We start from the raw sequence: 21,487 nt of genomic DNA on the forward strand, positions 1-21,487 counted from the left end.
GTCGGGGCGTGCCGGTGGCACGTCCCACACGCAGTCCCAGGGAATCAGCGCGTGGCGAAGACGAAGGTGTTGTTGTCGCCATTGACGCAGAGGTTTTGGGCGGTGACGGCGTTGAACGTCCCCGACTCGCTGTTGGCACCCAAGGTTTTTGCGACCGTGCCGTTCACGCTGATCATCTCGGAAATGCCGTTCAAGGTGGAGGCGAGGACAGGGCAGGCGCGATGGTTGACGTTCGTCAGCGTCAGGGAGAACGCGCTTCCTACCGCGCCGCCACCCAGCGCGGCCGGGGCGATAGTGATCGTCCCGTTCGAGCCCACGCCGGTACCGCCGAGGCGGTGTGCAACCGTGTTCCCGGTCACCTTGAAAACGGTTGAGTCCCTCAGCGACGGCGCCAGGTTCTGCGCGTTGTCGATCGCCGAGTAAGGCGTGGCCGAGTCACCTTCGCTCATGATTCGTGCAGTGGACATGAACCGCTGCAGTTCACCAGCCGCCGCAGGGACACGACCTTGAACAAAGAAGCCCTTTACCGAGGGGAATCCCACGATAGCGAGGATGATGACGATAGTGATGACCACGCCCACCTCGGCCAGCGTCCAACCGCCCTGACGGCGAAGGTCCGCAGATTTGGCGCGTTGGATTGCACGCTGGGTTGCGATGTTGTGCTGTTGCATCTGAATTCCGATTGTTCGAATGAGTTTTCACCACGAGCTTTCGTGGCGGCGAGTTGCTACATTGCGTCGATCATCAAGGCGTTGCGCATGTCCATGATCACGCTTTGATGCCAAAAGAAGAGGCCTGCCATGAAGAGGACGGCGCAAATGAGCGCCGCCCATCGCAGCACCTTTGCGCGGTCTTCAACGCGCTTGAGAATGGTGGTCTCCATGCGTGCGCGGGTCATCTGCAAGCCCGCGTCCAGGCCAAGCGTGTTCGTGAGGTCTTCGAGATACCAGTAGATCTCTCGATCCAGCAGGCCAACGTCAAAAATCTCCGCGCCCTTTTTTGCGTCGTCGAGTCGGTTCTGAATGGCCTGAAGCCGACGGCTAAGCCAGCGGGATGCCCCGGGTAACTGCAGCTCTATCGCTTGACGGATCTGCATGACCTTGCCGGCGCGAGGCTTGACGGCGGTTGCCGCCGTGCTCACGACCGCAATCGCTTGAACGTCCCGGTAAAGCCGATACGGTCCCCACTTGTCGAGCCACCGGCGTAGCGCGTTGTCCATATAGGGAAACGAGAGATAGACACCAACGCCGAGGGCACTCGATACCAACCACAGCCGAATACCTTTGTCCCGAATCCACTGCGCCATGTCGAAGAACGCCTGGGTCGACGGACTAAGCAGCTCAAACCGTATGTCGGGCATGGCGTCCTGCAGCATGGGCGCGGTGAGGTAGGGGACCGCGATCATCACCATGGCCCAGACCAGCAGCAGCATTAGGGCAGCCACCGCCAACGTTCCGACGAGGATTGACCTAAGCTTGGCCGTCACGCGCACGACGGCGGCCATGTCGCGCAGCCCTCCTGCGAAGACTGCTTGCCCTTGGGTTTGCAGCGAAACGAATTCCGCTACCTCTCGCGGTGGGAGCGTCCGGTGAAGCGTCCTGCCAAGCTCGCCCGTCTCCACAATTCGGTGCGCCCAGTAAGCCGACAGGACGCCACGGGCGCTTTTGCCATAGCGCTGGGCGTCTGCCTCAAGAATGCTGAGGAACGTCCGGCGCCCCTGAGTGTCCTCCGTCATGTCCGCCAAGTATTCGTACCAGTCCGCACGGGCACGCGCGAACTTGCTGGCGGCCTGGCCCACCCGCGTGAAGTAGAAGGGAATCTTCATCCCTTTTTCCTTTGGCGCAGAAGTGTTGCGTACGCCGTGAAGTGAGGCTCAATGTCCCGGGGGTCGATCATTCCCTGGCTCATCTTGTAGACGGCGCATTCCATGGTCGACTTTCCTTCCATATCAGGGTCGTCGTAACGGGCGGTGCGCTGGCTGGCGAAGATCGCTCTCAGGCGGATCTCGTCCCCGTTTGCGATGGCTCGAAGTGCATCGGGATCACTAGAGGGCTCGAAAAGTTCTGCTACTGCAGTACGACTTGCGTACCCGAAGAGTTCAGGGATCCCCTTCTTGCGGCAGTGTTCGCACCCGTCCGGGTTACGGATCTTGAGCGGATCGCTGCCGAAGTCGTATAGGGCTTCGATGTCCGCCAAGTACCGTTGCCATGTATCGCGATCTCGATTGATTCCCATCCGATCCTGGGCGCCGTCAAGGAGTGCCACGGCGGGAAGGGCGCAGCTGCACAACTTTGGCATCAGGGCCTGGTGAACCAGCAGCTTCAACACGCCAGGGGTTCCCAGCGTGCTGCGCGGTATTCCGATTTCGCTGGAGGCAAACCGCTGCGGAATGGCAAGCGCACCTCCCACGTGCGTCGTGCAATAAAGGTTGCTGCCCGAGAGCACGATGTCCTGAAATGCCGCGCCCGTGAGCACATCGCGAATCTCACCGAGAAAGACGTCACTGGCGGCTGCCCGCTTGAGCGCCATGAGCTTCGATTTCATCGTGTCGCGGTCGGAGCCATCCAATGAGCGCGAAACGCTGGCTTGGAGCACTGCCTCCATGATGAGTTCCACCGGATCCTCGATCGACATCCGCTTGCGGGTCTTCGGCAAGCGCACGATGAGTTGGGCGATGCTCACCGTTTTCCCGGAGCCGGGGATACCGCCCATGACGATGGCGCCGCCCATGCTGCGCATCGCCCGCTCGAACTGGGCGATCTGCGAGGGGAGGTATCCAAGGGCTGACATGTCCACCGTTTGCACCTTGGAGTCCACGTCCAGCAGGCGCAGTGTGATGGACGGCCCCTTGTCCGCAATGAATGAACCCCAGCGAAGCATGTAGCTGCGCTCGTCCACCACCTCGTACAGCCGGCCCTGTTGCTCGTTGGCCATGTCAAGGAATAGGCCGTTCCCGCCGCTGACATCCAGCCATGCAACGCTGGCCATGTCGAGGAGCTGCTGCGTGGGCATCGCCAGATGTTCAGGCGTGGTGTACTGGCCGTCGATGGTGGCGCTGATGCGCGATTTCGCGGCCGTAGTGTCGATGTTCAGATGCAGATCGCTCGCATCGTTGCGAACCGCCCAGGACACAATGTCGTAGAACCCCTGGCGAACCGCCGACTTCTCCTTTTGGCCACGGATCCGGGAGCTTCGCTGCATCACGTCTTCGGCCTGCATCCGCTCTCTGACAAGGGTCAGCAGAATGACCGGGTTGATCGTATATATGTGGACCGGGCCTTTGGCGGCGTCGATGGCGCGCTGTTTGACGGCGCGAAAGATGTCCGTGTCGACTTCGCGCGGTTTGACGAACACGACATAGCGCGGTCCCTCGAGCTCGGCGACGCATGCGGTGACCGCCGATGTCGAGCCGCACCAATCGACCTTGAGCGTCCTGAACGCCGGCTGCATTTGCGTAATGTCTTCGAACGAATCGAGGTGCGGGTAGTCGTCACCGGTGGGCACTGCAGGCATCGATGCATGCATATCCAGCACCGGCATTTCCTCTTGTTCGCGCAGGCTGACATGCAACGTTCGCTTGAGCCGCCGCACCCACTGAAGGAAGCTTGAAATCATGGTGTTCCCCGATTAAGGCAATAGGTGACTGCGTCCTGAGACTGGTCAACGAAGCTGGCGCAGGGTTGCGAAACGGCCTGCAGGCGCAGTCCGAGGTCGACGCCGGCAACCGGCTCGGCGTGGCCGCTGCGAAAATGCGCCCGACGGCCCGCCTGGTCGACCATCACCGTCAGCTGCTTGCCGACACCTGTGATGGCGAGAAGCCGAGGCGGGGCAACAACTGGCGTTGCGTTTGGATCGGGTTTGGCGGCCTGCGCGGCAGGCGGGCCAGAAGCGGCAAGGTGCGCGCTTTCGCCTATTCCGGGCTGCGCCTTGCGCTTTTCCTCATCGAGTGCGCGTTGGGCATCGAGCTCCAACAGTTCTTGCACCATCCGAGGAACTGGCTGGCTTAGATTGACGGCATCGACGCCAAAGACGGGAATCTGCGCCGCCACCGATAGCGGCACGGCAATTGCAGCTGCTGCGCAGACGACTATTGCGACGAATCGTTGTCGCTGTCTGCGTTCAGGGCGATTCAACATAGATGGTTCCTTTGAGCGTTGTGTCGAAGGCGCTCGTCGTGAGCCCTGGTGTGGTATCTGGCGAAAAGCGCACGTGCAACTGCGTGACTTCGGTGGCGCGCGGAAGCGCCAAGCCGTACAGGGAGCGCAGCGGCGCGTTGATGACGAGCGCGCGCGTTGCCGGAAGCTTGATCTCCTTGGGCCGGATCACGGGTTGTTCCAACCCGTTGGCAAGCTTGATGTTCGGTACCGAGATCGGCACTTGTCCTGGCGCAGACAGAGAAATGTCCTGCAGCGCTGGGCGCAGTGCCTGCCAGGATGGCTCCCAAACCTGCCGCATCGCGTTTGCGTCGGGGAGTTCCGCCAGCAGCAACGGCTGAGCCGCCAGCCCCGCAGGGACGGTCCAGGAGGCGTTCGCGCTCTCCAGATCGACATGCTCAATCTTCCAGGTGGGAGGTAAGGCCGCGTGCAGGGTGCGATTATCCGCAAGTCGCGTGCGCTCGTACTTCGCTACGCAGCTGCGAACCTTGGGTTGGCAGTCAACCTCGACGAGCTTCCACCGACCGGGCGCGGTCGGCACGGACTCCACTTGTTGCAGCAGCGGAGTGAGCCCCGGCTCGCCAAGTGTTCGCGCGGTCTTTGCCCACGCAGCGATTGCCTTTTTCCACAGCGTTGCTGGGTCAACTTCGGGCTGCGCGGCCAGCATCTCCTGTGCAATTCGTGCTTGCCGCTCCTCCCAGTAGCTCATGCCGATGTCCCAGGCCTCGTACACCAGAAATAGCCCCAGGATGGTCCACCAGAAGGGCGAGACCATCGCGAGACTGAAGCCCGCTCGGCGCAGGGTCGACTGCTGGTTGGTGTGCGCGGCAAGCTGTTGCAAGGAGAAAGGCCGCGACTGCGTGCGGTGGTCCCCGTGCACCTGCGCCTCGCCGTAGCGGGCCAGCGCCTCATCGAGCGCACGCTGTGCCGCCTGCAGATCTGCGAAGACCGCGTCTCCGCCTGCCTGGACCACACCAGCAACGACGACGGCAATCCATACGGATTTGTCGGGCAGGTTGAGCGCCACGATGTGGGTGCCGTGACGGTGCATCTGTGCAAACGCGGAGGCCGCCGAGAATAGGCTGGCGCGCGTCTTTGCGCGACGCTCCTTCCCTTTGGCGATGAGGAGTCCGACGGAAGGGCTGCGGGCATCGCTGTGGACAAAGTGCGTGGCCTTCACCTTGCGTGCCAGCCGCAGCGCTTCTTTCTGCGGATCCTCTCCGAGGACCGTCTGCCATCGGACGCCGAAGACAAGCTGATTCGATGTGCCGGGGATGGCGACGAGCCGATAGCTCAGCCGCCGCGGGGCTTTCTCTCGTCGTGCCACGTCAGAATCCTTCTTCGGGAATGGCCGTGACCAGCACGACCGTGAGCATCTGCTTCTCTTGCGAAGCGTCGGAGCCGCCGGCGAGCATCGGAGCCTTGTCATCCAGGCGCCGCCTGGTAGAGGTGTCGGCCGATTGTTGGTAGCCGCCGATCACGACCTGCTCGCCGGGGCGCACCATCACCTGCTGCACTCGTCCCTGGCCACCGATGTCAGTCTGCTGGACAAATGACTGATCACCACGCGCACCGACCGGCTCCTTTTTCATCTCGATGAGCCGGGTGTCGTCGTAGGCAATGGTCAAGAGCACTTGGCCGTCGTCCTGCGCGTCCGGCACAACCGTAAGGAAAGTGCCGACCGTCTTGTTGTCTTGCGTGACCGTGACGGTGGGGGCTGAGGTGTCCGACGTGCTTTGCGTTTGCTGCAGGTCCTTGATGTAGTCGAAGGAGCGGCGGGTGTCGTACTTGCCTGGGCGGCGGTTTTGCATCAGGAGCGGGATGCTCTTGTGGTCGATGATCGAACCCAATTGCGATAGCGCTGACAGTGCAAGGTTGGTTCCTGCGAACGGGCCGCTGCCCACTGTGGCTCCTACGCTGCCAGCGGCCTTGGCCGCGTCCAGCATTGGAGCGACACCAATTGCTGACGCGGTGTTCTGGCGCCCGAGGCTGTTGAACAGGATGCTCCAGTCCACACTCCCCTGGTTGATCCGATCGCTCTGCACCGTGATTTCTTCGAAGACCAGGCGCACGCGACGAGTCATCTGCCGATTCTCGGCGTCCAGGAATTCGCTGATTCGGTCCTGAGCTTCCTTGGTGTCCGTCACCACGATCGTGTTCGACGCGCCGTCCGCCGCTTTGATCACGCCGGCGCGGCTGAGGAACTGGGTGACCTTGCTGACAACTGCGGCCAGCTCGCGGGCTTCGTCTTTCGCACCCGCGGTGGTTCTGTCTGCAAGCATCGAATTGGTCGACTTGATATCGCGCTGCAGGTTTTCCTCGGCCGCCTGAGTGGGCGTGCGGACCACATAGCTCTTGGTCTCTGTCCGGTAAAAGCGCAGCGCACCGATCTTGTCGTCGTAGCGCCAGTACACGCCCAGGCGCAGGGCGATGGCGTCCAGCACGGAGGCGAGCGGGGCCTGGCCAGCTGGCAGGGGGGCCATCTTTGTGCGCGCTACGCCCGTCGGCAGCGCGGGACCCGCAACACGATCCACTGCCGCGCCGGGGATTAGAGCCGGGACGAGCGTGTCAGCCGTGCTGGCGCTCAGGCTAAGCGGGTTCACCGCGCCGAGATCGCCCGCCAGGCGAGGCAAGAAGTATTCGGCGGGGAGCAGGGCGTCGGCAGTGACCTGCGTCAGGATGCCGGTGGCGATCTGGATCCGGTCGGCCAGCGTCTTGAGATCGGCGGAGTTGTTCTCAAAGAGCAGCGTCGTATTGACGTTCGCCCGGAGCGCCGGGGGCAGGGTGACTTCGCGAGCCAAGGGCTGCGGTCGGCCGGCGATCCAGGGGAGCTGCACGACTTGACCCTTTGCCCGGTCGATGTCTCCGGCTTTGAGCTTGAAATGGTCCAGCGCGATCGTGCCGTCGGCTTGACGGAGGGCGGCGCGGGATTCGACTCGATCGGTGGCCTGCAGGGCCGAGCAGCCAGCAAGCGTTGCCAGCATGACCGCCGTCGGTACGGTGCGGTAAGCAATCATTGGATTTCCTGTTCAACGCCACGGCTAGGATTGCGTGGCGGGGGATCGGTTGCAGCTGCGGGTGAAGGGCAACATGCGGAGCACGCGGTTGGCATAGAAGCAGGGGCGGATCGGCGATTCACCCATGGCGACCGCCTGCGATAGCGCCTGAGTGGCTTCTCGGAACGAGTCCGCCTCGAACTCGGCGGGAGCCTGTATCGGAATGTCGACGTTCAGTTCCCACTGATCAGGTCCGAAGGTCCAGTGGGCATCAGCTGCCCAGCGCACAAGCGCTTGGCGGACGGTCCCGTCTTGCGGGCTGACCCGCCAAATCTGTTTAGGCGGCTCCACGACTTGCGGTTCGGCAACGGGCTCGGTAGGAGTAACTTCGACCGTTACGACGGCGCCAGCGGTCGGAGTGACTTGTTGCGGACTTTCGTTCACGTCGTTGGTAGGCACGGAGGCTTCATTTGTTGCTACCGGCGGCGGCGCCGACGCAGAGGCGCTGGCACCAGGCGTTGCCTCAGTCGCGGCTGGCTTAGGCGCGCTGGCAGCTGGTGCAGTGCTTTCGAGCTTGGGCGGCGCTTCCGGCACGGGGATGGGGGGAATGTCTGCCGAAGCCAGGGCGGTCGGCGATTTACCCGGTAGAACGGTGCGCGGATCAGCATGGTTGATGAGGATGCGTCCGGAGTCCGGAGGTGTCGGAGGGGCGGGCGGGACAAATCCGCAGGCCGAAAGAAGGCAGGCCGCCGAGACGACGGCCGCCAAGAGGGGTGCTTGCATTGGGGATCCTAAAGAGTTACTTGAAGGTCTGGGGCGTCACGCCCTGCCGTTCAAGTTCATGGTGAACGGCGCGCAGCTCGGCCGGGGAGCTCTGTCGCCTGGTGAGCAGCAACAGTTCGAGGAGGATGGGGAGCAGCGAACCGTCGGACTGTCCGCTCGGGGCGTTATCCAGCAGCGTGAGGCGCAGCTGCGAAACATGTTCGGCGACCTGGTCGTCGACTTCGAGCCGATCCCGCAGGTACGCGGAAAGCGTCATGCCGCGATCCGCAGCTGCTTGCGCGTACCGCCGGCGGGCGTCATCGGATAGCCGGAATGTGATCGGGCGCTCAAGCAGGGAGCGCATGAAGCCTCGCCTCCTCCACCACGATGTGGCCCATGGCCTCAGCAAATGCCTGCTTGAAGGCGTCCCGCCGGATTCTGCGTTCGAGGGGCGAATCGGCTTTGCCTTTGCAATGCTCGATAAATTGCTGGTCGCGGTACTGAGCCGGAGTCATCTCCGGAGCCGTTTCGAACCAAGTGCGAGCTGCTTGGCGTGCGTCGCGCGCCGTGGATGGAAATTCAAATGCGGCGCCGGATGGGTAGGCCGCGGACGACTGAACCATATAGATCCTCTGCGAATGACGTGCGCACCTCGGCCTGCCGCCGTGGGCGACATACGCGGGCTGCGGGTTTAGCTGACTATCCAGCGTGACTGGGGATGTGCCGCGAAGGAGCGGCTAGGGCTGCTGGCGCATGTGTCGGCGCGCCAGAGAGGTGAAAGTCCTGCTAGGTTCGCGCGGCAGCGGGCCTTGACCAAATCTTGACCGCAATCATTAAAAAAGACCGCAAAACCCTGCGAATCACTGATTGAATGTCCAGTGGCTAAAGGGGGGCTATCGTTGCAAGTCTTTGATTGAAAAGACATTCTGACTTGCAGGGATTTGCAGATCGGCGGACTTTTAATCCGTTGGTCGCGAGTTCGAGTCTCGCACAACCCACCACCCCAATTCGCAGGACATTGTGAACGCCGCTATTCATAGCGGCGTTTTTGCGTTTGGGTCCAAGCGCTTTTGGCGTTCAGTGTCAGCGGCCGCCTACTGACCGCGCCTTACGCAGGTACTCGGTAATTTCTGCTTCCGGCACCGCGCGCGAAAACAGAAAGCCCTGCAGTTCATCGCAGCCCGCAGCGCGCAGGAAATCGCGTTGGGCGGCTGTCTCGACCCCTTCCGCATTGATCGTCAGTCCCATTGACCGCCCCAGCATCACGACCGCATTCACGATGGCGGTTGAATCGCTGCCTTCGCCGATATTGGCCACGAAGCTGCGGTCGATTTTGATCTTGTCGACCGCGAACCGCTGCAGGTAGCTCAGGCTGGAATAGCCGGTTCCAAAATCGTCCAGCGCGATCCGGAATCCCGCGGCGCGCAGTGTGGCGATCGCCCTCTGCACCCGGCCATCGTCTTCAATGAAGACGCCTTCAGTGACCTCCAGTTCGATCTGCGCGGGGTCCACGCCCGCGCGTTGCACCAGGTCGATGACGCGCTCGGCGAATCCTTGGCCGCGAAACTGCACGGGCGACAGGTTCACCGCAATCGACAGCCCCGGCCATTGCAACGCGGCGCGGCAGGCTTCCTTCAGTACCCATTCGCCCAGCGGCACGATCAGTCCCGTGGATTCGGCCACCGGCACGAAGATCTGTGGCGACACCGGGCCCTTGCCCGGATGATTCCACCGCACCAGCGCCTCCACGCCCACCAGCTGTTGCGTGCTGCTGTCGATCTGCGGCTGGAAATGGACCTGGAGCTGGCCGCTGCCGGCCAGCGCGCGGCGCAGGTCTTCCTCGATGACCGCCTTGGCCTTCAGCGTGTCGTCCATGTCGGGGGCGAAGAAGCTGTACTGGTTCCTGCCAAGCTCCTTTGCGCGATACAGCGCGATGTCGGCCTTGCGCAGCAGCTCGCTGCGCGTCGTGCCGTCGCGCGGGGCCATCGACGCGCCGATGCTGGCGCCCACGAAGGCCCGGCCGCCCAGCAGGTCGAAGGGCTCGCGCACCTCGGCGAGAATGCGTTGCAGCAGGGCGGTCGCGCCAGCTTCGGTCGCGTTCTGCATCAGCACGGCGAACTCGTCTCCGCCCAGCCGCGCGACCGCATCGTCCGGCCCGAGGATGAGCTTGACCCGTCTTGCGAACTCTTCGATGAGCGCGTCGCCCGCGGCGTGGCCCCACGTGTCGTTGACCTGCTTGAAATGGTCCAGGTCCAGCAGCAGCACCGCGCAGCACGCATCGGGCCGGCGGCGGACCAGCGCCTGGTCCACGCAGGTGTTGAAATAGGCGCGGTTAGGCAGTCCGGTCAGCACGTCGTGAAAGGCAAGATGCTGCGCGTGCGCTTCGCTGGCCTTCAGTTCGACATGGGCCGACCGTAGTGCGCTCAGGTGCGCCTGTTGCTGGCGCAGCAGGCGATAGGTGCGCAACGCCAGCCATGCGACAAGGATGAAGGCGCTGGCGAGCATGGCGGCCACGGCGGGCAGCATCGAGCGCCAAAGTTCGGAGCCGGGCAGGTCGGGCCGCCACATCAGATAGCCGAGCAACGCGCCATCGGACGACAGCAGGGGCTCTTCGCGCTCGTGCACTCCATCGTGACGCGTGCGCACGGGATGATAATGAAGCCCGTCTATCAGGTTGTCCCGTGCGAACGAGCGCAGGAAATCTCCGTCGACGAATCTGACACTCACGAGCAGATTGGGCGTCTCGACCGCCGGGGTATCGAGGTTGGGCGGAAAGCGCGCGACGCGCATCACGCTCACCACCGCAGGCCTTTGCCCGATGGTTGCGAGGTCGGTGGCATGCACGGCGGCAGCCGTCGTGCGCACCGAAGAATTGGTGGAGGGAGGCTGGCCGGGCAGGCGCTCATGGTCGTTGTTGGGCCGGGTGTCCTGTCCGCGAGTCAGCGCGATGAACGGGCGCAGATCCGGTTCGTACACGGCGTAGCGTTCAGGGGGAACCAGTTCGCCGTGGACATTGCCGAAGCGCACCGTGTTGTCCGGGCCAAGGATGAACACCAGATCCTGTTCGAACAGCCGATGCAGAAAGGCCCCCACGTTGTCGTCGAGCCAGGCCTGGTCGGGCGCGGGCTTGGCCAGTTCGTCGGCCAGCATGTCCCAGATGGCGACGGCTTCCTGCGCCTGCGCCACGTCGTCCAGCGTGTTACTGATTGCCTGCTGCAGCTCCTTGCTCTGGCGCATCGCCGCCATATCGTCGCTTTTGTCGACGGACAGGTGCAGCGAGAACAGCATTGCCGCCAGAAAACCGACAAAGGCGATCAGCAGCAGGACGAGAAGTCCACCAGCGGAACGGGGAAGCGGCCCTTCTTTTATTCTCATGCCGGTACAGCTCCGTGTTGTTGGGGCGATCAACAGACGGATCAGATGCGCTTCGAGGCCGCGTGCCGGCGCGGCAGGATTCGAAGAGGCAGGTGATCGATCCGCACGCTGACGCGGTCGTCGACGATTCCGGTGCCGGGCAGACGTCGGGCGCCGCAATTCGCGTGCCTGCGTCGCGCGGTGGAAGGGGGCGGCGTCGAGGGGGCGTGTGGATGCAGCCCGGCATGGCGCTTGCTGCATGACGGGGTTGCCAATCACTGCGATCCCTCGCGGATCGAAATCACCCGATGGACCTTGCGCAAGCGCCAAACCCGGCTGACGATCCGTCGCTGCCGCCATCCCCCCTCGTTGTGATCTCCCCGCATCTGGATGACGCCGTCCTGAGTTGCGCTGGCCTGTTGGCGGCGCGGCCGGGCAGCACGGTCGTGACGGTTTTTACCGCGCGGGCGCCCGCGCAGCATCCGCTGACCGACTGGGACCGCCGATGCGGGTTCGACAGCGCGGACGCCGCGATGACGTGCCGGCTGGCCGAAGACAGGGAGGCGCTTGGCATCGTGGGGGCAGTGGGGCGGGAGCTCGGCTTTCTGGACTGTCAGTACACCGCGACGGCGAATCAGGATGGACCGCAGATCACCGAACGCCTGTTTCACCTGCTGGCGAGCTTGGCGCCCGCGAGCGTGGCGATGCCGCTGGGCGTTTTCCATTGCGACCATGAGCGCGTCAGCGACGCCGCCCTCATGATCCGCGACGCGTTGCCCGGCGTTGCCTGGTTTGGCTACGAGGATGTGCCGCACTGCGAGCGGCCCGGCGTCGTGCAGGCCCGGCTGTCGCAACTGCACGCGCGGGGCGTCATGGCCACGCCGGTTCGTCTGACCGTGGATGCGGCAAGCAAGGCGCGCGCCATCCAGGCGTACGCGTCGCAGCTCAAGGGGTTGGAAAGCACCGCCCTGGAATTGGCAGTGCATGAAACGTACTGGCGGTTGACGAACGGCGCGGCGGATACGGATTGAAGTGCGATAGCGCTGCGCGCGCTCATGAGCGGGCTGTGGAAAGGGCGGGCGCTGAGACAGCAGGGCAGACTCGATGCGGGTGCGTCGGCTGAAACGGACGAGACAGCGCGTGGTGTGAAATGTCCGTTTACATGTCGCGTGTAACGTCTAAAATCGGGACACTTCCACGCCGGCTGCCTGACGGCGGCCCCCGCCTCCCCGCGTTGCGCCGTGCCCTCTGGCGCTCATCACCGTGCAACCTGCCATCGGCCCGATTCCCGCCCCTCCGCCGCAAGGTTCCGTGTATGCCGCCCGCATCCATCAGGTGCAGGTGGACGCGCTGCGCCGGATGTTTCCCTTCGCGCTGGCTGGCTCACTGATCACCGCCTGCTTCTCGGTCTTTGCGCTGCTGGACGTGTTGCCCCGTCAGCAGATCCTGCTGTGGATTGCCGTCACGCTGGTGGTCGGCGCATTGCGCCTGGGTGCCATGCTGGCCTACGACCGGCGCCGTGCCGACCCGGCCGCCGCTCGGATCTGGGTGCGGCGCATGCTGGTGGGCAACCTGTGTTCGGGCATCCTGTGGGGCTTGCCGTTCGCCTACTGGACGTTCATCGTTCCGCTGGAATACCAGCTCTTCTTCATCGTCATCCTGTTCGGGCTGGGCACCGGCGCCATCTACTCGAACTACATGATGTTGCCGGTCATGTACGCGTTCGAGATCCCCGCCTTCGCGCCCATGTTCATCGCGCTGGCGGCGCAGCCGTCCGCCATTCACCTGGCGCTGGTCACCAGCGGGCTGGCCTATCTGGTCGCCACCCTGGCGTTCATCCACCGCATGAACCGCACGCATCTGGACGCCTTGCGGCTGGGCTATGAAAATCTGGCACTGTTGGAACAGGTGCGCCAGGAGAAGGCGGCCGCAGAACGCAGCGACCTGGAAAAGTCGCGCTTCCTTGCCGCAGCCAGTCACGACCTGCGTCAGCCGGTGCACGCGGTCAACCTGTTCCTGGGGCTGCTCACGAACGAGCGCCTGTCGCGGCATGGCCGCTATCTGGTCGACAACATCGCCAGCGCGATGGCGGCGATGGGCCAGCTGTTCGACGCGCTTTTGAACCTGTCCCGGCTGGATGCCGGCGTCATCGAGACGCGCGTCGAGGCCTTTGCCCTGCAGCCGCTGCTTGAGCGCTTGCGAGCGGAGTACGCGCCCCAGGCGGCCGAGAAGGGCATCACGGTGCGGGTGCGGGCCTGCGCGGTCAGTGTGCGTTCGGATCCCATCCTGCTTGAACGCATTCTGCGCAACCTGATCAGCAACGCCATCACGCACACGGCGGGCGGGCGAGTGCTGATCGGATGCCGGCGCGCCGGCGGGCGGCTGCGGATCGAGGTCTGGGACAACGGCCCGGGCATTCCGAAGCCGGAGCAGGAACGCGTGTTCTGGGAATTCCATCAATTGGGCAACCCCGAACGCGATCGCAGCAAAGGCCTGGGACTGGGGCTGGCCATCGTGCGCCGCACGGCGCGGCTGCTGGGGCACGAGCTGTCGCTGCGCTCGCAGGAGGGGCGCGGCACCGTCTTTGCCCTGACGGCGCCTATCGCGGAACGTGCAGCGTCGGAGCCGCCTGTGCGTGACCCGGAGCCCGGCATGCCGCAGGTGACCGCGTCCAGCGGCGGCCTGGAGGGCAAGCTGGTTCTGCTGGTGGACGACGATCCGCAGAATCTGGCAGGCCTGTCCATGCTGTTCGAGAGCTGGGGCTGCCGCGTCATCGCCGCCACCAGCGGCAATGCGCTGCTCGAGCGCGTGCTGCCGTTGGCCGAAAGCCCCGCGCTCATCATCAGCGACTACCGCCTGCGCGACCACGAGACGGGTATCCATGTCATTGAAAGGCTGCGCGAGGAATACAACGATCCGGACCTGCCGGCCTTGATGGTCAGCGGCGACACGGATCCGGCCCGGCTGTCCGAGGCCGCCGCCCGCGGGGTGCCGCTGCTGCACAAGCCGGTGCAGGTCCAGGCACTGCGCGAGCGCGTGGCCGGACTGCTTCAGGCCACCCCTGTTCACCCCCTGACCGGAGACGCCGAATGACGGCAGTGCTATTGATTGACGACCATGCCATGTTCCGCGAAGCACTGGTCATGGCGCTTGACGATGCGCTGCCCGACGTGACCATCCACCCGGCGGCCAGCGGGCAGGAGGCGCTGGAGGTGCTGGACCAGCACGACGCCATCCGCAACGTCATCATGGATTTCTATCTGCCCGACATCGCGGGCGCGGATCTGCTCAAGCGCCTGCGGCAGCGGCGGGCGCAACTGCGTGTGCTGGTGTTGTCGGCGTCGCAGGATCCCGAGGACCGGCGCCGCGCCATGGACGCGGGGGCGCAGGGATTCATGAACAAGTCCGCCAGCTGCCAGGAACTGGCGGCCGCGCTGCTGGCGATTGACGAAGCGCCGGCGCGGGTCATGCACGCTGCGTCCGCCGCCGGCAGTGCCGGCGCCGCGCAGGACGAGGCGGCGCTGCTGCGCGCGCTGACGCCGCGCCAGAGCGAGGTGTTGCGGTTGATGTGCGATGGCCTGCGCAACAAGGAAATCTCGGAACAGCTCAACATGACGGAAAAGACCGTCAAGACGCACGTGTCGGCCATCCTGGGCACGCTCGGGGTGCTGAACCGCACGCAGGCCACGCTGGTGGCGCGGCGCGGCGGCGTGTTCGGCAAGCCGGTCTAGGCCGGGACGACCCTTGCTGCGGCGCATGCGCGCCGGCCGCTGTCCCGGACCACCTTGCCGTCCGCCAGCGCGATTTCGCGTTCCGCAGCGCCGATGGTGTCCGGACGGTGCGCGACAATCACGCGCGTCATCTCAAGCCCCGCAATCGCGGCGTTGACCGCACGTTCCCGGTCTATATCCAAATGGCTGGTCGCTTCGTCCAGGAACAGGACGGTTGGCCGCTTGTACAGCGCGCGCGCGAGCAGCACCCGTTGCTTCTGGCCGCCTGACAGCACGGTGCCCATGTCCCCCACCAGCGTGTTGTAGCCCATCGGCATGGCGCGGATGTCGTCGTGGATTGCGGCGATCTGCGCACATTGGGCAGCGCGCTCGGGGCTGTACTGCGGATCAAAAAAACTGATGTTCTCGGCGAGGGACCCGGCAAAGAGCGCGTCGTCCTGCAACACGGTGCCCGCCATCCGGCGCAGGCAGGCCGCGCCGGCGCCGCGGGCGGGCACCCCGTCGATCAGCACGTCGCCGTCCGTCGGCGCCAGGACGCCGAGCAGGATGTTGATGAGCGTCGACTTGCCGCCGCCCGACGGCCCCGTGATGGCGACGGATTCACCGGGCTCGATCGTGAAGCTGACGCCGTCGAGCACGTAGGGTTCCTGCGGGCTGTAGCGAAAGCGCAGGTTGCGCACCTCGATCACGGGCGGGCGCACGGGCATGTCGTCCGCCTGCGGCATGTCTTCCAGCGGTTCGGGGGACTGGCGCACGATGTCGGCCAGGCGCTCGCCCTGCAGCCTCAGCATTTTCACGTCGACCAGCTTGTCCAGAAGCGCCGCCACGCGCTGGTCGAACAGTGTCTTGTAGACGATAAAGGCGAGTAGGGCGCCCACGGTGAACTGACCGTCCAGCACGAGCCTGGCGCCCAGCCACAGGATGACGATGGACGACAGGCCAAACAGCAGGCCGTTGCAGGTGCGAAAGAACAGCGCCCACTTCTGCGTGCGAAGATCCGCGTTGATCTCGTTGACCAGCAGCGACAGCCACCGCGACCGGCGGTCGTCCTGATGCTGGAAGAGCTTGATCGCCTTCACCCCGCGCACCGTTTCGAGAAAGTGCGTTTGCTCCTTGGCCGCGTGCACGATGTGCGCCTCGGTGGCATTGCGCAGCGGCGTATAGCCGCTCCAGCGCACGATGCCGTAAAGCGCCATGGCGCCCAGCGAGATTCCTGCGAGCGGCGGACTGTAGAGGAACATGAGCACCAGCGTGATGAGCATCACCAGCCCGTCCAGCACGGCTTCCAGGAATGAGGTCGTCAAGGTGCGCTGGATCTCGTCGACGGCCCCGAAGCGCGACACCACATCGCCCAGGTGCCGCTTTTCAAACCAGGCGACCGGCAGACGCAGCAGGTGGGTGAAGACGTTTGTGCGCCATTGCAGGTTCAGCGTCGTGCTCATGACCATCAGCATCCAGCCGCGCGCCACCGAGGTGAGCTGCTTCATCACCATCAGCAGGGCGAAGGCCAGCGCCAAGGTGCTCAACAGGTCGCGGTCTCCCGTGTTCAGCACGTGGTCCACGACCCACTGCAGGAAGAAGGGTTGCACGACCGTCAGGATCTCGAGCGCCAGCGCCAGCAGCAGCACCTGCGAGCATGCCCCGCCCAGGCCGCGGATGCGCCCGGTGAGTTCGCGCAGGCGCACAGGTGCGCTTGCGCGCGTCTCCTGGAACTGCGGCGTTGGCCACAGTTCCAGCGCGACGCCGGTGTAGGACGCTGACAGCGCCGCAAGGGAGCAGGTGCGCTCGCCGCTCGCCGGGTCGAACAGGGTTGCCGAGCGCGCGTTGATGGCCGTCAGCACCACGAAGTGATTGAACTCCCAGTGCAGGACGCAGGGCAGCTTCAGGAGGCCGAGCGCGCCCAGTCCGGCCTTGACGGGACGCGCCGCCAGGCCAAGCTGGCCGGCCACCTGAATCAGCGTGGCGAGCGTCGCGCCTTTCATCGACACGGGAAAGCGCGCACGCAGGGCCGCAAGGTTCTGGTGGTGGCCGTGATAGCCCGCAATCATCCCCACGCAGGCCAGGCCGCACTCGGCCGCTTCGGTCTGCAATAGCCCCGGAACGCGCCGCTTGAAGCCGAGCGCCAGGCGCTCCAGCGCGCTCATAGCTTTTCCGCCAGGCGCATGGCCGGATCGAACGCCCACTGGTACAGCCGGCGCGTCTGCTGCAGCAAATCGGCCTCCAGCCGCATGCCGGGCCGCAGCGCCAGTTCCTGGCCTTGCGGGCCCTGGGCGGGCGTCTCAATCGCCACGGTGATGCGGTAGACGGCCTCGTCGTCTGGCGTGTTGCGCTTGGCGTCGTCGAGCTGCCATTCGGGCAGGGCGCTGCGCGCCACGTCCTGGACGATGCCGGTCTGCTGGCCAAACGTCTGATACGGATAGGCGGCCAGACGGATCAGCACCTTGTCGCCCGGCGCCACGAAACCGACCGCGCGGCTGGGCGCCAGCAGTTCGGCCAGCAGCTTCGCGCCGTCCGGAACAATTGTGGCAAGCGGCCGGCGGCTGTCGACCGCCTGGCCGGCGTCGGCGGTGGCGGCCGTGACCACGCCCGCATGGGGCGCGGTCAGGACGATCTGGCGCCGCGCCTCGCTCTGGGTCAGTTCGACCGCCACGGCGGACAATTCCCGGTCCAGTTGCGCCAGCTGGTTCTGATGGCGCAGCGTCAGCTCGGCCAGCGACTGTTCGTGTGCCGCAAGGGTGGTTGCCAGCCCGATGCGGTCGCGCAGCAGCGCTTGCAGCAGGTTGCGCTGGTCCAGGAGTTCTGCGCGCTTCTGATCGGTTTCCTCGGGCGACAGATAACCCTTATCCATCAGTTGCCGATAGCGCTGGGCGCTATCCTGCGCGAGCTTGATGCGTTCGCGCTGGCCGGCGATCTGCTGGTCTATGGCGGCAAGTTGCGCCTTCAAGCTAACGATGGCGGTGGCCTGGGTGCCGACTTCGCTTTGCTGCAGCAGGGCCGTCTTTTGCCGGGCCTCGTGCAGACTGTCGCGGCGCTGCCGTATCTGCATGCTGATCGCCTGATGCGTGTCGCCCAACGCGCTTTGCCGGTCGCCCGACACGACATACAGCACCTCACCGGCGGCCACGTGCTGGCCTTCCTGCACGCGGCGCTCGAGCACGATGCCCGGTTGCGGCACGTACAGCTTGAGCAGTCCCGCGTCCGGGGCAAGTTGGCCGCTGACGGTCGCGCGCTTGGTATAGGTGCCGAACGCCAGGAACAGGCAGACGGCCAGCACGAAGCCCGCCAGAACGGTCGTCGCAAGGGCAAAGGACACCGGCCGGATCAGGACGATGTCGCCCAGGCCGGAGATGCGTTGCGCGGCGAGCGCTTGGTCGCGGTAGAGCGGCACGGATCGGGAACGTGAGAGGCTTCGCGCTGCGGGGACTGTCCGGGCTCGGACGGCCCCCGCAATGCTCGTCAGTCAGTTCAGCTCAAGAAAACCTGTCTGATCCCTGCCGTGCTGGGCTTTTGGACATTGGGCTTCGTGGAGAGCTGGGCGTGCGGGTTGTAGGACGTAGCGCCCGTGGAGCGGTTCGGGCCGATTCCGCCGCTGACCTGGTTGATCTCGTCGTCGGTCATCGCTTCGATGCGGAACTCCGCGTTGCCTTGCTGAGCCTGCTGTTCCATTTTTTCCATTGCTATCTCCTGCTGCATGCCGGCGGAAAAAGCCGCGCCAACGTCGGCTGAGCGCCCCGCGGGCGGATCCAGCCGCGTGTGTCACACACCTTCAAGGCCGGGGGCTGGTTTGCTCGAGGCGGACAGTAGCAGCGGCCCGGTGCAGGCGCATCGGTCTTTGGTCGTAGAAGGCGCGCGACCGCCCGTGCTGTCTTTTGTTTTTCAAAGCCATCGCGTATAACTGCCGAACGATATGTGCGCCGCAACATGGTTCATATCGCAATCATTTGATCGCCCGCTCACCCCCCAGCCTCCCGCAAGGAGTACCGCCGTGGCCCGATCCAAAGCGTCGCCGACTGACCGCGATCCCCTGTTGATCGACCTGGCGCTGCAGGGCGGCGGCGCCCACGGCGCATTCACCTGGGGCGTGCTGGACCGGCTGCTCGAAGAATCCTGGCTTGGCATTGACGGCATCTCGGGCACCTCTGCCGGCGCCATGAATGCCGCGGTGCTGGTGCTGGGGCATGCACGGGGCGGCGCCGACGGCGCCCGTGCGGCGCTGGAAGACTTCTGGCGCCGCGTGTCCGACGCCGCGCGCTACAGCCCTTTTCGCCGCAGTCCGCTCGACATCCTGATGGGTTCCTGGTCGCTGGATCATTCGCCCATGTTCATTGCCTTCGACCTGGCGTCGCGGGTGTTTTCGCCCTATGACCTCAGCGCTGCGGCCAATCCGCTGGCCGCCATCCTGCAGGAAGTCATCGATTTCGATGAACTGGCGCGCGCGCCCATCCATCTGTTCATCACGGCGACCAATGCGCGCACGGGGCGCGGCCGGGTGTTCAAGAATGCCGAGGTGAATGCCGACGTGCTGCTGGCCTCGGCCTGCCTGCCGACCATGTTCCGGGCGGTGATGATCGACGGCGACCCGTATTGGGACGGCGGCTACAGCGGTAATCCCACCATCACGCCGCTGGTGCGGGAATGCCAGTCGCACGACACGATCCTGGTGCAGATCAATCCGGTCGAACGCCCCGGGTTGCCCAGCAGCGCCCGCGAGATCATGAACCGGCTGAACGAAGTCACGTTCAACGCGTCGCTGCTGAAAGAGCTGCGCATGATTGCGCTGCTGCGGCAGGTGGCCGACCCCGGCAATGGCGAGGGCAGGATGTGGGCGGACATGCGCATCCATCGGGTCTCGTCCGACCTCATGGTGGAACTGGGCTATTCCTCCAAGCTCAACGCCGAATGGCCATTCCTGTGCATGCTGCGCGACGAGGGCAGGAAGGCCGCCGACCGCTTCCTGGCCGAACATGGCGATGACCTGGGCAAGCGGTCATCGCTGGACATCGACGAACTGCTGGGCGAGGTCTGACCATGGGACTCTTCGGCATCCTGCTCGCGCTGGTATTACTGATCGGGCTGGCCTACCGCGGCTGGAGCATCCTGCTGCTGGCGCCGGCGGCGGCCATGGTGACGGCGGCCGCGGCGGGAGAGCCGCTGCTGGCGCATTGGACGCAGACGTTCATGGGCGGCGCGGCCGGATTTGTGGCCCAGTTCTTTCCGTTGTTTCTACTGGGGGCGCTGTTTGGCAAGCTGATGGCCGACAGCGGGTCGGTCACCGCGATTGCCGACGCGATGACGCGCAAGCTCGGCGCGCGGCGCGCCATCCTGGCGGTGGTGCTGGCCGGCGCCATCGTCACCTACGGCGGCGTCAGCCTGTTCGTGGCGTTTTTCGTGCTGGCGCCCATGGCGCACGCGCTTTTCAAGTCGGCCGGGATTCCGGTGCGCCTGATGCCCGCGGCCATCCTGCTCGGCACATCCACCTTCACGATGTCCGCCTTGCCTGGTACGCCTGCGGTGCAGAACGCGATTCCCATGCCGTTCTTTGCGACCACGCCGTTCGCCGCGCCCGGACTGGGCATCATCGCCAGCGCGATCATGCTGGGTTTCGGACTGTGGTGGCTGAGCCGGGCGGAAGCGTCGGCCCGGCGCGCGGGCGAGGGCTATGTGGCGCCCGCGGGCATGGCCGCCGACGTGTCTGACGATGTCCTGGTGCGCGAGCGTGCCACCGTGGCGCGCGAGTTTGATCCGGCCGAAATGCACCACGGCCAGCGCAGCCCCGACGCGCCGTCCACGCTGGTGGCCGCGACGCCGCTCGTGGTCGTCATCCTGGTCAACCTGTTCATGACGCTGGTCGTCCTGCCGCGCATGGACACCGCCTGGCTGGCCGAGGCGCGCTGGGGCGGCACCAGCCTGGCCGCGGTGGGCGGGGTCTGGTCGGTGATCACCGCGCTGCTGGCCGCGATTGCCGTGCTGGTGGTGTTGAACTTCCGGCGCCTGCCGTCGCTGCGCGACACCATGGACGCGGGCGTGAACGCGTCGGCGCTGCCCCTGCTTAGCGTGGCAAGCCTGGTGGGTTTCGGCGCGGTGGTCGCGTCGCTGCCGTCGTTCGCCGCGGTGCGCGATTGGGTGCTGTCGATCGAAGGCGGGCCGCTGGTATCGCTCGCGGTGGCGACCAACGTGCTGGCTGCGCTGACCGGTTCGGCGTCGGGCGGCTTGACCATCGCCCTGCAATCGCTCGCCGCGACGTACATGGAGCTGGCCCAGACGCTGGGCATCGATCCGGCGCTGATGCACCGCGTGTCGGTGATCGGCGCGGGCACGCTGGACAGCCTGCCGCACAACGGCGCCGTGGTGACGCTGCTGGCGGTGTGCGGGTCAACGCACCGCGAGGGCTACATGAACATCGTCGTGGTGGGCATCGTGGGACCCATCATCGGACTGGCCGCCGTCATTGCGCTGGGCAGCGCGCTGGGGTCTTTCTGACGGGCGAACG

The 21,487-nt window shown here is 65.2% G+C and carries 17 protein-coding genes and 1 pseudogene; 5 read left to right on the forward strand and 13 right to left on the reverse strand.

Annotation, left to right across the window (positions count from 1 at the left end; all coding sequences use genetic code 11):
- Window positions 1-44 precede the first annotated feature (44 nt).
- The 10 genes from AB3147_RS04185 to AB3147_RS04230 all read right to left on the reverse strand — a co-directional run bounded on the left by AB3147_RS04185 (window position 45) and on the right by AB3147_RS04230 (window position 11,287).
- Complete coding sequence (locus AB3147_RS04185) at window positions 45-671, reverse strand: type 4 pilus major pilin (protein ID WP_152383461.1); 627 nt, start codon at window positions 669-671, stop codon at window positions 45-47.
- Window positions 672-727: 56 nt separating this feature from the next.
- Complete coding sequence (locus tag AB3147_RS04190) at window positions 728-1,825, reverse strand: hypothetical protein (protein ID WP_152383462.1); 1,098 nt, start codon at window positions 1,823-1,825, stop codon at window positions 728-730.
- Entirely contained in the window at window positions 1,822-3,615 is a 1,794-nt protein-coding gene (locus tag AB3147_RS04195) for an ATPase, T2SS/T4P/T4SS family (RefSeq protein ID WP_175157419.1), read from the reverse strand. The genes AB3147_RS04190 and AB3147_RS04195 overlap by 4 nt, the downstream gene beginning before the upstream one ends.
- Window positions 3,612-4,136 carry a hypothetical protein gene (locus tag AB3147_RS04200; RefSeq protein WP_253856173.1) on the reverse strand — a complete coding sequence of 175 codons (525 nt, stop codon included), beginning with the start codon at window positions 4,134-4,136 and terminating at the stop codon, window positions 3,612-3,614. The genes AB3147_RS04195 and AB3147_RS04200 overlap by 4 nt, the downstream gene beginning before the upstream one ends.
- Entirely contained in the window at window positions 4,120-5,481 is a 1,362-nt protein-coding gene (locus AB3147_RS04205; RefSeq protein ID WP_152383465.1) for a hypothetical protein, read from the reverse strand. Before AB3147_RS04205 ends, AB3147_RS04200 begins: the two co-directional genes overlap by 17 nt.
- Window position 5,482: 1 nt before the next feature.
- On the reverse strand, window positions 5,483-7,171 hold the full coding sequence (locus tag AB3147_RS04210) for a type II secretion system protein GspD (RefSeq protein WP_338617962.1): 1,689 nt from the start codon (window positions 7,169-7,171) through the stop codon (window positions 5,483-5,485).
- 24 nt (window positions 7,172-7,195) lie between these two features.
- Window positions 7,196-7,609, reverse strand: a complete 414-nt coding sequence (locus AB3147_RS04215; RefSeq protein ID WP_253856180.1) for a TcpQ domain-containing protein — start codon at window positions 7,607-7,609, stop codon at window positions 7,196-7,198.
- 340 nt (window positions 7,610-7,949) lie between these two features.
- Window positions 7,950-8,276 carry a hypothetical protein gene (locus tag AB3147_RS04220; RefSeq protein WP_152383468.1) on the reverse strand — a complete coding sequence of 109 codons (327 nt, stop codon included), beginning with the start codon at window positions 8,274-8,276 and terminating at the stop codon, window positions 7,950-7,952.
- Window positions 8,260-8,535 (reverse strand): hypothetical protein, encoded by a 276-nt coding sequence (locus AB3147_RS04225; RefSeq protein ID WP_152383469.1) that lies wholly within the window; start codon window positions 8,533-8,535, stop codon window positions 8,260-8,262. Before AB3147_RS04225 ends, AB3147_RS04220 begins: the two co-directional genes overlap by 17 nt.
- Before the next feature lie 460 nt (window positions 8,536-8,995).
- Window positions 8,996-11,287 (reverse strand): putative bifunctional diguanylate cyclase/phosphodiesterase, encoded by a 2,292-nt coding sequence (locus tag AB3147_RS04230; protein ID WP_367351437.1) that lies wholly within the window; start codon window positions 11,285-11,287, stop codon window positions 8,996-8,998.
- Window positions 11,288-11,574: 287 nt separating this feature from the next.
- Here AB3147_RS04230 and AB3147_RS04235 point away from each other — a divergent pair, with 287 nt between their 5' ends.
- The 3 genes from AB3147_RS04235 (at window position 11,575) to AB3147_RS04245 (ending at window position 14,997) form a co-directional block, all read left to right on the forward strand.
- A complete protein-coding gene (locus tag AB3147_RS04235) occupies window positions 11,575-12,297 on the forward strand; it encodes a PIG-L deacetylase family protein (RefSeq protein WP_367351438.1) in 723 nt (240 codons plus the stop codon).
- A gap of 232 nt (window positions 12,298-12,529) precedes the next feature.
- On the forward strand, window positions 12,530-14,359 hold the full coding sequence (locus AB3147_RS04240) for an ATP-binding response regulator (protein ID WP_367351439.1): 1,830 nt from the start codon (window positions 12,530-12,532) through the stop codon (window positions 14,357-14,359).
- Window positions 14,356-14,997 (forward strand): response regulator, encoded by a 642-nt coding sequence (locus tag AB3147_RS04245; protein ID WP_367351440.1) that lies wholly within the window; start codon window positions 14,356-14,358, stop codon window positions 14,995-14,997. The genes AB3147_RS04240 and AB3147_RS04245 overlap by 4 nt, the downstream gene beginning before the upstream one ends.
- Here AB3147_RS04245 and AB3147_RS04250 read toward each other — a convergent pair.
- The 3 genes and pseudogenes from AB3147_RS04250 to AB3147_RS04260 form a co-directional block, all read right to left on the reverse strand.
- A pseudogene (locus AB3147_RS04250) lies at window positions 14,894-17,141 on the reverse strand (peptidase domain-containing ABC transporter). The gene AB3147_RS04245 and the pseudogene AB3147_RS04250 overlap by 104 nt on opposite strands.
- Window positions 17,138-18,385, reverse strand: coding sequence for an HlyD family secretion protein (locus AB3147_RS04255; RefSeq protein WP_367351442.1), 1,248 nt, complete (start codon window positions 18,383-18,385; stop codon window positions 17,138-17,140). The pseudogene AB3147_RS04250 and the gene AB3147_RS04255 overlap by 4 nt, the downstream one beginning before the upstream one ends.
- Window positions 18,386-18,462: 77 nt before the next feature.
- The gene (locus AB3147_RS04260) at window positions 18,463-18,672 is read right to left on the reverse strand and encodes a hypothetical protein (protein WP_367351443.1); all 210 of its coding nucleotides are present in this window, start codon (window positions 18,670-18,672) and stop codon (window positions 18,463-18,465) included.
- A gap of 310 nt (window positions 18,673-18,982) precedes the next feature.
- On the opposite strand from AB3147_RS04260, the gene AB3147_RS04265 reads away from it, so the two are divergent.
- Both AB3147_RS04265 and AB3147_RS04270 read left to right on the forward strand, forming a co-directional pair.
- On the forward strand, window positions 18,983-20,023 hold the full coding sequence (locus AB3147_RS04265) for a patatin-like phospholipase family protein (RefSeq protein WP_254595062.1): 1,041 nt from the start codon (window positions 18,983-18,985) through the stop codon (window positions 20,021-20,023).
- 2 nt (window positions 20,024-20,025) lie between these two features.
- On the forward strand, window positions 20,026-21,477 hold the full coding sequence (locus tag AB3147_RS04270) for a GntP family permease (RefSeq protein WP_175125573.1): 1,452 nt from the start codon (window positions 20,026-20,028) through the stop codon (window positions 21,475-21,477).
- Window positions 21,478-21,487 lie beyond the last annotated feature (10 nt).

It is taken from the genome of Achromobacter animicus (assembly GCF_040775605.1).
In the GTDB taxonomy this organism is placed as follows: Bacteria; Pseudomonadota; Gammaproteobacteria; order Burkholderiales; family Burkholderiaceae_B; genus Achromobacter; species Achromobacter animicus.

What these genes read in the sequence shown, in the direction of transcription:
- AB3147_RS04185 (WP_152383461.1), bottom strand. Translation starts at nt 671, where the DNA reads ATGCAACAGCACAACATCGCAACCCAGCGTGCAATCCAACGCGCCAAA.
- AB3147_RS04190 (WP_152383462.1), bottom strand. Translation starts at nt 1,825, where the DNA reads ATGAAGATTCCCTTCTACTTCACGCGGGTGGGCCAGGCCGCCAGCAAG.
- AB3147_RS04195 (WP_175157419.1), bottom strand. Translation starts at nt 3,615, where the DNA reads ATGATTTCAAGCTTCCTTCAGTGGGTGCGGCGGCTCAAGCGAACGTTG.
- AB3147_RS04200 (WP_253856173.1), bottom strand. Translation starts at nt 4,136, where the DNA reads ATGTTGAATCGCCCTGAACGCAGACAGCGACAACGATTCGTCGCAATA.
- AB3147_RS04210 (WP_338617962.1), bottom strand. Translation starts at nt 7,171, where the DNA reads ATGATTGCTTACCGCACCGTACCGACGGCGGTCATGCTGGCAACGCTT.
- AB3147_RS04220 (WP_152383468.1), bottom strand. Translation starts at nt 8,276, where the DNA reads ATGCGCTCCCTGCTTGAGCGCCCGATCACATTCCGGCTATCCGATGAC.
- AB3147_RS04225 (WP_152383469.1), bottom strand. Translation starts at nt 8,535, where the DNA reads ATGGTTCAGTCGTCCGCGGCCTACCCATCCGGCGCCGCATTTGAATTT.
- AB3147_RS04230 (WP_367351437.1), bottom strand. Translation starts at nt 11,287, where the DNA reads ATGAGAATAAAAGAAGGGCCGCTTCCCCGTTCCGCTGGTGGACTTCTC.
- AB3147_RS04235 (WP_367351438.1), top strand. Translation starts at nt 11,575, where the DNA reads ATGGACCTTGCGCAAGCGCCAAACCCGGCTGACGATCCGTCGCTGCCG.
- AB3147_RS04245 (WP_367351440.1), top strand. Translation starts at nt 14,356, where the DNA reads ATGACGGCAGTGCTATTGATTGACGACCATGCCATGTTCCGCGAAGCA.
- AB3147_RS04260 (WP_367351443.1), bottom strand. Translation starts at nt 18,672, where the DNA reads ATGGAAAAAATGGAACAGCAGGCTCAGCAAGGCAACGCGGAGTTCCGC.
- AB3147_RS04270 (WP_175125573.1), top strand. Translation starts at nt 20,026, where the DNA reads ATGGGACTCTTCGGCATCCTGCTCGCGCTGGTATTACTGATCGGGCTG.